Origin of the sequence: Phenylobacterium sp., from assembly GCF_030697925.1 — a bacterium.
Lineage (GTDB): Bacteria > Pseudomonadota > Alphaproteobacteria > Caulobacterales > Caulobacteraceae > Phenylobacterium.
In genome coordinates, this window is record NZ_JAUYOJ010000198.1 from 1 (window position 1) to 10,882 (window position 10,882).

8 protein-coding genes and 2 pseudogenes are annotated in these 10,882 nt (G+C 66.5%); 9 read left to right on the forward strand and 1 reads right to left on the reverse strand.

Annotated features, from left to right (window positions below; all coding sequences use genetic code 11):
• The 7 genes and pseudogenes from Q8Q88_RS18970 to Q8Q88_RS19000 all read left to right on the forward strand — a co-directional run.
• The coding region (locus Q8Q88_RS18970) for an acyl-CoA dehydrogenase family protein (RefSeq protein WP_305676747.1) at window positions 1–601 on the forward strand (601 nt) is incomplete at its 5' end.
• A 14-nt stretch (window positions 602–615) separates the two neighbouring features.
• Window positions 616–1,749, forward strand: a complete 1,134-nt coding sequence (locus Q8Q88_RS18975) for an acyl-CoA dehydrogenase family protein (protein WP_305676748.1) — start codon at window positions 616–618, stop codon at window positions 1,747–1,749.
• Window positions 1,750–1,757: 8 nt separating this feature from the next.
• Entirely contained in the window at window positions 1,758–2,429 is a 672-nt protein-coding gene (locus Q8Q88_RS18980) for a TetR/AcrR family transcriptional regulator (RefSeq protein WP_305676749.1), read from the forward strand.
• A gap of 147 nt (window positions 2,430–2,576) precedes the next feature.
• Window positions 2,577–3,335, forward strand: coding sequence for an SDR family NAD(P)-dependent oxidoreductase (locus tag Q8Q88_RS18985; protein ID WP_305676750.1), 759 nt, complete (start codon window positions 2,577–2,579; stop codon window positions 3,333–3,335).
• Between the two features lie 84 nt (window positions 3,336–3,419).
• Window positions 3,420–4,544 (forward strand): thiolase family protein, encoded by a 1,125-nt coding sequence (locus Q8Q88_RS18990; RefSeq protein WP_305676751.1) that lies wholly within the window; start codon window positions 3,420–3,422, stop codon window positions 4,542–4,544.
• Window positions 4,541–5,350 (forward strand): enoyl-CoA hydratase, encoded by an 810-nt coding sequence (locus tag Q8Q88_RS18995; RefSeq protein ID WP_305676752.1) that lies wholly within the window; start codon window positions 4,541–4,543, stop codon window positions 5,348–5,350. The genes Q8Q88_RS18990 and Q8Q88_RS18995 overlap by 4 nt, the downstream gene beginning before the upstream one ends.
• 36 nt (window positions 5,351–5,386) lie before the next feature.
• A pseudogene (locus Q8Q88_RS19000) lies at window positions 5,387–5,713 on the forward strand (NAD(P)(+) transhydrogenase (Re/Si-specific) subunit alpha); the annotation flags it as partial.
• Here Q8Q88_RS19000 and Q8Q88_RS19005 read toward each other — a convergent pair.
• Window positions 5,669–7,165 (reverse strand): annotated as a pseudogene (locus Q8Q88_RS19005) (ISL3 family transposase); the annotation flags it as partial. The pseudogenes Q8Q88_RS19000 and Q8Q88_RS19005 sit on opposite strands and share 45 nt — an antisense overlap.
• A 230-nt stretch (window positions 7,166–7,395) precedes the next feature.
• On the opposite strand from Q8Q88_RS19005, the gene Q8Q88_RS19010 reads away from it, so the two are divergent.
• Window positions 7,396–7,728 carry a helix-turn-helix domain-containing protein gene (locus tag Q8Q88_RS19010; protein ID WP_305676753.1) on the forward strand — a complete coding sequence of 111 codons (333 nt, stop codon included), beginning with the start codon at window positions 7,396–7,398 and terminating at the stop codon, window positions 7,726–7,728.
• 397 nt (window positions 7,729–8,125) lie between these two features.
• A partial coding sequence (locus tag Q8Q88_RS19015; protein ID WP_305676754.1) for a TonB-dependent receptor occupies window positions 8,126–10,882 on the forward strand: 2,757 nt, incomplete at its 3' end.

The window sequence follows — 10,882 nt, forward strand, 5'->3', positions numbered from 1 at the left end:
CCGGCCGATCATCACCCTGGACGGCGACCACGAGGTCAATGAGGTCTTCTTCACCGACGCTCGCGCCCCTGTCGCCAACCTGGTCGGCGAGGAGAACCAGGGCTGGACCTACGCCAAGTATCTGCTGACCTACGAGCGGACGAGCATGGCCATGGTGGGCGCCTCGGTGGCCGCGCTTGGGCTGCTCAAGGACATCGCGCGGACTGAAACCAAGGGCGGCCGGCCGCTGGCCGACGATGCGTTCTTCGCCGCGCGCATCGCCAAGGTCGAGATCGAACTCGAGAATCTCAAGACCACGACCCTGCGTGTTGTCGCCGCCGCCGCGGCCGGCGGCGCGCCGGGGGCCGAAAGCTCGATGCTCAAGGTGAAGGGCACCGAGGTCCATCAAGAGATCCGCAGCCTCATGCGCCGCGCCCTGGGACCCTATGCTCTTCCGTTCCAGCCCGAGGTTCTCGCGCCCGGCTCCAACGCCGAGCCCGTGGGCCCGGACTACGCGCCCGGCGTTACGCCGGCCTACCTCAACAGCCGCAAGCTCACGATCTACGGCGGCTCCAACGAGGTGCAGCGCAACATCATCACCAAGGCCATCCTCAAGCTCTGAGCGGAACACCAGCCATGGACTTCAAGCCCACATCCGACCAGCAGATGCTGAGCGACTCCCTCCGCCGCTTCGTCGCCGAGCGCCATCCGCTCGAGGCGCGCGCAAGACTCGCCGGCACGGCGCCCGGCTACAGCATCGAGGCCTGGAAACAGTTCGCCGAGCTCGGCGCGCTGGGCGCGCTGTTCGATCCGGAACTGGGCGGCTACGGCGGCGCCCCCGGCGACATCGCCGCGGTCTTCGAGGCGCTGGGAAGCGGCGCGGTCGCGGGGCCGTTTCTGGCGAGCCTGCTGTCGGGGAGCTGCCTGGCGAGCGTCGGGGGCGGGCAGGCGGAGACGCTGCTGAACGCCATCATCGCGGGTGACGCCGTCATCGCCTTCGCCCACCAGGAGCCCGGAAGCCGCTATGAGCTCGGCCGGGTCGAAACCGCGGCCGTGGCGGGCGAGGGGGGCTGGCGTCTCTCAGGCGCCAAGGCAGTGGTGTCCCACGGCGACGCCGCCGACCAGTTCATCGTTTCCGCCCGCACGTCCGGCGTGGCCGACGACGAGCAGGGCGTGTCGCTCTTTCTCGTCCGCGCCGGGGCTCCGGGGCTCTCGATCCGCGGCTATGTGGGCATCGACGGCGCGCGGAGCGCCGAAGTCGTGCTGGACCAGGTCGAGGTTGGGGCGGATCGGCTGCTGGGTCCGGTGGGCGAAGCCTTCGAGACGATCGAGAAGGCCGTAGGGGCGGGCGTCATCGCACTGTGCGCCGATGGCGTCGGCGCCTTGGATGTCGTCAGGGAGATGACCGCCGAATACCTACGCACCCGCAAGCAATTCGGACAGCCGATCGGCAGTTTCCAAGCGCTGCAGCATCGTATGGCCACGGTGTTGATCGAGATCGAACAGGCGCGGTCCGCCCTGACCAATGCCATGGCGGCCTTCAACGGACCCCGGGTCTCCCGCGAACGCGCCCTCTCGGCGGCGAAATACACCCTTGGCTGCACGGCCGCTCTCGTAGCGGAGGAAGCGGTCCAACTGCACGGCGGCATCGGCATGACCTGGGAGCTGCCGCTTTCGCACTACGTGAAACGTCTCCTGATGCTGGACCATCTCCTCGGCGACGTGGACCATCACCTGGAGCGCTACATCGCGCTCGGTCGAGCCGCTTGAACCCTGCCATGCGACGCCCGGGCCGTCGTAGCGGGTCCGGCCGGTCTGGCGCGCGTCGGGGCGGGAGGGAGGGGATCATTCGCGCCGCATTGCATGTGTTCGGGCAGGTCGGTTTCGAGGCCGCGACGGTGCGCGGCATCGCCTCGGAGGCGGGTGTGTCCGCAGCCGCCGTCTACCATTACTTTGACGGAAAGCAGGGCCTCGTCCTGGCCGCCTGCGAGCCCGAGGCGAGCGCCTTGAAGGCGCGGTTGGAATCGCTTGGACGGGCGCCGTCCGGTCCGACGAGCCACACGCTCGCGATCCTCGAGACCGCCATGGCGTGGGCGCTGCAGAACCTCGACGTCTATGAACTCCTTCTTGCCGGAACCGCGGCGCCGCGGTCGGGCAAGATATGGGCGCTGGGCCGCGAACTGGAGGCGGCCTGCCTGCGTGAGCTCGAAGCTGCCCTCAGCGGCGTGAGCGGGTGGTCCCCCGATGATCGCTCGCGCATCGAGGCGGGCGCGCAGGCGCTTTGGGCAGCGGCCAATGGCGTCATCTGTCTGTGCCTTCGCCTGGGCTGTCCAACGTCTGTCGGCCCCCTGCTGTCAGCCGCGGTGGAGCCGATTCTAGCAGAAATGATCGCTGCTGAACTCGATCGCGCCGGCGCCGCCACGCCGCATCGCGGCTCCGCGGCGCGTTGATCGCGTCTCGCATCAACATCCGATGGCCATCGCGGCGAGGTTGCTTGACGAGTGTGAAAAAAGAACGCACTTAAGGTGAGCGTCCCCGTCCCACCTCAGAGCGCGCGCCTCGCGATCGTCCGCCCAGCGCCAACAACAGGATCTCAAATGTCCAGCTCATCCAGTTCAGAGAGACCTTCCCGCAACGCCACGGCGGTGGTTGTCGGAGCGGGAGACTTCATCGGCGGCGAGATCGCGAAAAGGTTCGCGGCGGAGGGCTACACGGTCTTCGTCGGCCGCCGGCAGGCGGAGAAACTCGATCCGCTGAAGGCTGAGATCGAGGCGGCCGGGGGTCGCATCGTGGCCAGGGGGCTCGACGCGCGTGACGAGGACCAGATGATCGCCTTCTATGAGGAGGCCGAGGCGACGGCGCCGATCGAGGCGTCGATCTTCAACATCGGAGCGAACGTCAACTTCCCGCTCGTGGAGACCACCTCGCGCGTCTTTCGGAAGGTGTGGGAGATGGCCTGCTTCGCCGGATTCCTCAGCGGCCGGGAAGCGGCCAGGCACATGCTGCCCCGCGGCGCAGGCTCGATCTTCTTCACAGGGGCGACGGCCGGTCTGCGCGGTGGCGTCGGATATGCGGCCTTCGCGAGCGCCAAGTTCGGGCTCCGGGCCGTGGCTCAGTCGGCCGCGCGAGAACTGGGGCCGCAGGGCATCCATGTTGCGCACCTGGTCATCGATTCAGGGGTGGACACCGCCTGGGTGCGCGAACGCATGCGCCAGGCCGCGGGCGACGGTGCCATGCCCGATCGGGTCCTGATGCGTCCGGCGGCCGTGGCCGAGGCCTATTGGGCCCTTCACCAGCAGGCCAAGGATGCTTGGACCTTCGAGCAAGAGATCCGGCCCGCCGGCGAACCTTGGTGAGCAAGCGGCGGACGCCCGCCAAGCCTAGGCGCTCCGCGCGACGCTAAACGACGCTTCACAACGAATTTCCTAGAGGTCCTGAACATGCAGCAGGCGGTGATCGCGGGCTATGTCCGCACCCCCTTTCACTTCGCCCGTAAGGGCGCCTTGGCCCAGGTGCGGCCCGATGACCTGGCGGCGACGGCGATCAGGGCGCTGATCCAGCGAACGGGCGTGGATCCGGCCACGCTGGAGGACGTGATCCTGGGCTGCTCGTATCCAGAAGCCGCCCAAGGGGACAATGTCGCCCGCATCGCCAGCCTGCTGGCCGGCTTGCCGATCGAGGTGAGCGGCATGACGGTGAACCGGTTCTGCGGTTCGTCCATGTCGGCGATCCACATCGCTGCGGGTCAGATCGCCATCGGCGCCGGGGAGGCGTTCATCGCCGGTGGCGTTGAATCCATGACCCAGGTGCCTCAGGGCGGGTTCAACTCGACCCCCAATCCGAAGCTGATGGCCGCCTACATCTCGATGGGCGAGACGGCGGAAAACGTGGCCGCACAGTTCGGCGTGTCGCGCGCGGATCAGGAGGCGCTGTCGTACGCGTCGCAACAGAAGGCCGCCAGCGCGCAGGCCGCCGGCCGCCTGCGCGCCGAGATCGCCGGCGTGTTGACGGACGATGGTCTGATCGACACGGACGGGTGCCTCCGCCCTGAGACCACGCTTGAAGGGTTGGCCGGGCTGAAGCCGGCCTTCCGGCCCGAAGGCACGGTGACCGCCGGCACATCGTCACCGCTCACCGACGGCGCATCGGCGACTCTGATCACCTCGGCCGCCTATGCCGCGGCGCATGGCCTCGAGCCCTTGGCCCTCATCCGGGCGGTGGCCACGGCGGGTTGCCCCCCAGAGATCATGGGGATGGGCCCTGTCCCGGCGACGCGCAAGGCGCTGGCCCGGGCCGGCCTGACCATCGACGACATCGACATCGTGGAGATCAATGAGGCGTTCGGTAGCCAGGCCGTGGCCTGCCTCCGTGAGCTCGGCATCCCGCTGGAGAAGGTCAACCTAGATGGCGGCGGCATCGCCATCGGCCACCCGCTGGGCGCCACCGGCGCCCGGATCACCGGCAAGGCGGCCCAGATCCTCAAGCGCGAAGGCAAGCGCTTCGCCCTTTCCACCCAGTGCATCGGCGGCGGCCAGGGCATCGCCACCATCCTGGAAGCGGCGTGAGCAAGCCGGGCCTCGCCATGCTGCTGGTCGAAAGGCCGCTTGCCGGCGTCGCCGTGGTCACCCTGAACCGGCCCGACGCCATGAACGCGCTCTCCAAGGCGCTGCGCGGCGCGTTGCACGAGGCCATGGCGGTCTTGGACGGCGATCCCGAGGTCAAGGCGATCGTGTTGACCGGCGCGGGCGAGCGGGCCTTCACGGCGGGGCTGGACCTGAAGGAACTCTCCACCGATCCGCTCGGCATGGGGGCGGCCAATGCTGTCGATCCGGCCGAGAACCCGGTTCGCGCGGTGCTCGCCTGCTCCAAACCCGTCATTGGCGCGATCAACGGCGTTGCGATCACCGGCGGTTTCGAACTGGCGCTCGCCTGTGACGTGATCATCTGCTCCACCAACGCCCGCTTCGCCGACACCCACGCCCGGGTCGGCATTACGCCCGGCTGGGGCCTGTCGCAGAAGCTCTCGCGCTGCATCGGCCCCTATCGGGCCAAAGAGCTGTCGCTGACGGGGAACTTCCTCGACGCGAGGACCGCCTACGATTGGGGCCTCGTGAATCGCGTGGTCGCGCCGGACGAGCTGATTCCGGTCGCCCTGCAGTTGGCGCAGCAGATGGCGGACACCGATCTCGACATGCTGGTCGTCTACAAGGCCCTGATCGACGACGGCTATGAGTTGGCTCTCGGGGCAGGCCTCGGACTGGAGCACGAGCGTTCCGTCGCCCACAACGCCGAGGTCACCCCCGACATGGTCGCGGCGCGCCGCGCGGCGGTGCAGGCGCGCGGGCGCAGCCTTGCGCCGCCAGCCCGGTAGCGGATCGGCGCGCGGATGCAGATGGAAACCCACACCATGGCCGTCATCGCCGTCACCAAGGAACGCCGCGCGGCGGAGACGCGCGTGGCCGCCACCCCGGAGACGGTGAAGAAGCTGATCGCCAGCGGGTTCTCGGTGGTGGTCGAGGCCGGCTCCGGGACGGCCGCCTCCTATCAGGACGCCGACTATGCGGCGGCCGGGGCGACCCTGGCCAAGACCGCCAAGGAGGCGATCGGCAAGGCCGACATCCTGTTCAAGGTCCGCGCCCCGGTCGACGAGGAGGTCGCCGCGCTGAAGTCCGGCGCCATCGTCGTGGCCACGCTCAATCCGCACCAGAACAAGGATGCGTTGAAGGCGCTCGCCGCTGGACCAGGAGGAGGAGATCGCTGCGCTGACGGCGGCTTTGTCTTTGACGACGCCATTGGCGAACCAGGCGACCAGGCTCGATCGCGCGCGTTCCAGCCAAGGGTCTAGCTCAGCCAGGGACTTCTTCCGGATCATGGCCTGGAAGGCGGCGATGATCTCTCGCGCCTCGACCAGCTCGGGCACGCCGCTCTCGATGGCGGCGACCGTGACGGTCTCGGACTTGGAGAGAGTGTCGCGACCGACGGTCGTGAGGCGTGCGATCGTTCGAGCTGAAGGCGCTCGGCTCAGGGCGTCGCCGTCGACTTTGTCCGCTCGCCGCCGCCGGGTCGCCCATTCGGTGACGACCCGACGACAACCACGGAAGCCCTGCGCTTTCAGGCGCCGCCACAGCTCCGTCGCGTTGCGCTCACCCGCCGCCCACTGGGCGTCGAGCCACGGCAGGTGAAGCTCCAGCGAGCTTTCGCGGACGCGGAACACGTCGGTGTGCTGGCCGCAGAGCACCTTGCGGACAAGGCCGCGGCCGTGCCCGGTGCGGCGGACGATCTCCTTGATAGAGACCCCATTTTTGGCCAAGCCCAGAACGACGGCGTTGGTGTCCTCCCGTCGAAGATATCCCTCGTATTGGATCCGCTCCGCGGCGGTGAGCAGGTCGGGATTGATGGTCGCGGCGCCGATCACAACACGGATCTGGCGCATGGATTTGCGCACGGCGTCCAGGAAGGCGCGGCTTGCGTTCTCCATTAAGCGCCAACGATCCGCCACCTGCTCGGCCCGCGGCAGCGCCTTGGCCGCCGCCAAGGCATAGCCTCCCCCGCGGTCGCGAGCGACAATGCTGATCTGCGGCTGATCGGAGAGCCACGCCTGCGCCGTCGCCGGTTCGCGGTCAGGCAGCAATGCGATGGTCTTGCGACGCTCGAGATCGCAGATGAGGGTGGCGTAGCGCTGATTGCGCCGCCAAGCCCAGTCGTCGATGCCGATCACCGTCGGCGGAACGAAGCGCGGGCTTCCTCGGCGACGCACGACCCGTAGCAGCGTGTCGTTGCTGGCGGGGACCATCAGCCGGCGGGCGAAGCTCGCCGCCGGGCGCCCGCCCAGGGCCAGTCCAAAATGGTGGACGATATGCTCGAGCCGACCGGTTCGGCGGCCCCAGGGCGCCAGCACTTCCCTATCGAAGCGCTCGGCGAAAATCCGCCGGCCGCAAAGCACGGCGTCGCAGTGAAATCGGCGCGCCAGGACCTCGAGTTGCACCGGCTTGCCCGCCAACGGGAGGTCCGCCAGCCGGCGCAGATATCGGCTATGAATCGGCTTCGAGCGCGCTCCGCACGTCGGACAGGCGCTCGTCTCGCTCGCCGGGCGGACCTTGATCAGCGTGCGTTCCGGGCTTGTCTCGACGTGCTCGACAACCAAGCCGCCTGGCACGAGCGACGACGAGCGGACGGTCTGACCCATGGCGTTGATTCCGCTTGCGAACCAACGAGAGCCGGCGCCACGATTTCATCAAAAGTGAGTCAGAGCCCCGATTGCGCGCCGTTTAACATGCCGGCGCCATAGCGAGCGATCACCGTCCGCCCCTTCGGACGTGAGTGTGTTTTTCCAACGCGCCAAGTGGACCGGTGGCCAAGGCGCGACTATCCTGGGGCCATCCACCAGCATCGGCTGACGCGCCGGACGGAGGCGGCTTGAAGTGGTCTGAACTCCGCAACGCCCCGGACGCGACGACGCGAGCGCTCGTTGTGCTCAGTGATCGCTGGACCCTGATCCTTCTATCGCAGTGTCTCGCCGGGCTGACACGTTTCGATGATCTGCAGCGCACCCATGGTCTTTCCCGCTCCATCGTTTCCGACCGGCTGAAGTTGCTGATTGACGAAGGAATCCTGGAACGTCATCCCTATAACGGTGTCCGCCACGAATACCGCCTCACGGCGAAGGGGGAGGCGCTGTCCCCCCTCCTTGAAGCGATCCGGCTCTGGGCCGAAACCCACGACAGCGGAACGTCACGCCCGAAGCCCTAGCCACAGGCTCGCCTCTCGTGCAGGTCAAGGCCCCTCGAGGCCGCCAACGCAAGCCCTGACTGCACGGCCTCCTGAAATTCAAACCGTGCTTCGACCTCGCCCAGCGTGACGGCTAGGCCACAATCGGCTTCAAAGCGTGTCATTTTCGAACTGGCATGGAGTTTCCGGCCCTGCGCGGCTTCACAAAAACTACCTCATATGCCCATATGCGCTCACCCTGCTGATAAGTACGTTTTTTGAACTCATAATTGCGGTGCATCGATGCGGCGCGACCAGGGGCGAGATCCGGCCTATCGGGCCGGACCGGTGAAAAAAGGGAAGGGAAACCAGGATGCCAACAAATCTTGACCCGTGCGCGGGTCTCAGCCTTGGCGCGAGTTTCAGGGCGCAAGTCGCGGTGAGCCGCCGAAAGCTGCTGGCCGCTGGCGTGGCGGCGGCGGCGCTCGCCGGCGTTGCCCTCCCGGCCATCGCCCAGACGGAGTCCGCCCCCTCGAACGTCATCGAGGAACTGGTCGTCACGGCGCAGAAGAAGGCCGAGGCGCTCCAGGACGTGCCGATCGCCGTCTCCGCCTTCGACCAGAACGCCCTCGAGAAGTCGAAGATCGACGGCGGCCCGAACCTGGTGCTGGCCGTGCCGAACGTGAACTTCGCGAAGAGCAATTTCACGGGCTACAACTTCCAGATCCGCGGCATCGGATCCAAGCTTTCCGCCGCTTCCGGCGACGCCGGCACCGGCATCCACCTGAACAACGTTCCGCTGATCGCCAACAACCTGTTCGAGGCCGAGTTCTTTGACATGGAGCGCGTCGAAGTGCTCCGCGGTCCGCAAGGCACCCTTTACGGACGCAACGCGACCGGCGGCGTGGTGAACCTCATCACCACCAAGCCGAAGGACGTGTTCGAAGCCAACGTCCGCGGCGAGTACGGCAACTACGACTCCAAGAAGCTCAGCGGCATGATCAATCTGCCGCTGGGCGAGCTCATCGCCGTCCGCGCGGCCGGCTTCTATTTGAAGCGTGACGGCTTCGGCAAGAACGTCGTCACCAACGAGGGCGTTGACGATCGCGACCTCTGGAACGGCCGGCTGACCGTCAGCTTCTTGCCAACCGAGCGGTTTCGCGCCTGGGCGCTGCTGGACCATTTTGAGGAGCACGATGCCCGCTCTCGGACCGGCAAGCAGTACTGCGTCAAGGATCCCGGCCCGCCGAACATCGGCGGCACGGCCTATTCCGCGGTCCCGCCCGTCGCCCAGGTTCAGCGCGGCTACTTCAACCAAGGCTGTCTGCCGACCTCGCCCTACGCGCCGAACGGGCTCGGCACGCTGAATTCGCAAGGTACGGTCAATGGGGTGTTCGCGTCCTACGTGGGCCTTCAAACAGGCGACTCCTACGCCGGCAAGACGCAGTCGCCCAATATCCGCAACATCGAGTCACCGTTCGATCCGGAGTACAAGTCCAAGACGGACACCTACGAATTCAATGCCGAGTTCGATGTCACACCCGCGCTGAAGCTGTCCTGGCTCGCTTCCTATAGCCTGTTCGACCAGACCAATCGGCAGGACTTCACCCGCTACACGCCCACTGTTCCGTTCAACGCGACCCCCAACCCGGTCAACGTGTTCGCCGGGGTTCCAGGCTACGCGGGGCTCTATTCTCTCGCGTTCCCAGGCGGCGTCGTCAGCGACCCACAGATCGGCGCGTTCAATTACCAAGCTCTCTACGATGTGTCGGACACACACAGCGACCAGTGGAGTCACGAGGTCCGACTGCAATCGGACTTCGATGGCCCGATAAACTTCAACATCGGCGGCCTATACCTTAAATACAGCAACAGCCAAATCTACGGCGTCGCCTTCAATGCATCCACCGCGTTCGCGCAGATTCAGAATTTGCTCAGGACGGGGAACCCTAATTGCTTCTCGGCAGCTCCGTGTGTTGCCGTAGACCCAAATCCCGAGATGACGGGGCGCGGCCACAACTACCTCTATCTGCCGCAGCGCTACTCGTTAAAGTCCTATGCCGCCTTCGGCGAGCTCTACTGGCAGGCGACCGATACCCTGAAGGTCACCCTCGGCCTGCGCTACACGGTCGACGACAAGAGCGTCGACAACATTCCGGGGGCGATCCAGCAGCCGGGGATCGGACTCCTCGGTCCGTTGCCGGGGCAGCCGGCGGTCCTCAGGGCCAAGTTCAAGAAGCCGACCGGGCGCTTCGGCTTCGACTGGAAGCCCGAGTTGAGCTTCACGAACGACACCCTGATCTACGCCTTCTATTCGCGAGGCTACAAGGCTGGCGGCGTGAACCCGCCGTTTAGCCCAGGTCTGGGCGTGCAGCCTCACCCAGCGACCTTCAAGCCGGAGCTGATCGACGCCTATGAGGTCGGAACGAAGAACACGCTGCTGGACGGGACGCTGCAACTGAACCTCACGGCGTTCCACTACGACTACGGGGCCTACCAGGTCGCGAAGATCCAAAGCCGCACGACGATCAACGAAAACATCGACGCCAAGGTCGACGGCGCGGAACTGGAGACCATCTGGCAACCGCTCCAGGGCCTGCGCTTGAACGCGGCGATCGGCTACCTCGATACGAAGCTCGGCAACGCCGGGTCCGTCGATGTGGCGAACCGAACGGGCGGGCGCAGCGACCTCACGCTTGTCAAGAACAGCTTCGGTTCAAACTGCGTGGTCACCACGACCGGCGCGCAGACCGCCCTGGCCGCCTCGAATGCGGCGGGCAACCCTTTCCTGATCTCCGGCATCCCAGGGGTTCTGAAGGGCGTCTGCGACGTTACGAGCGCGGCGGGCGCGGGAACCAATATCAACGGCTCCGGCGCCATCGCGGCCGGCACTAACCCGTTCGGGTCCCTGATCTCCGATGGGGTGCTCGTTCCGTTGAGCGGAAAGGAACTGCCCAACGCGCCCCACTGGACTGTCTCGCTCGGAGCCCAATACACCTGGGTGATCGGGGACTGGGACACGACACTTCGCGGCGACTACTACCACCAGACGAAAACGTTCGCGCGCATCTATAATGCGCCGTCAGATCAGATCAAAGGGTGGGACAACGTCAACCTGACCCTCACGCTGGTGAACGACGGGATGGGGCTAGAGATCGTCGGCTTCATCAAGAACGTCACCAACGAGAAGGTGATT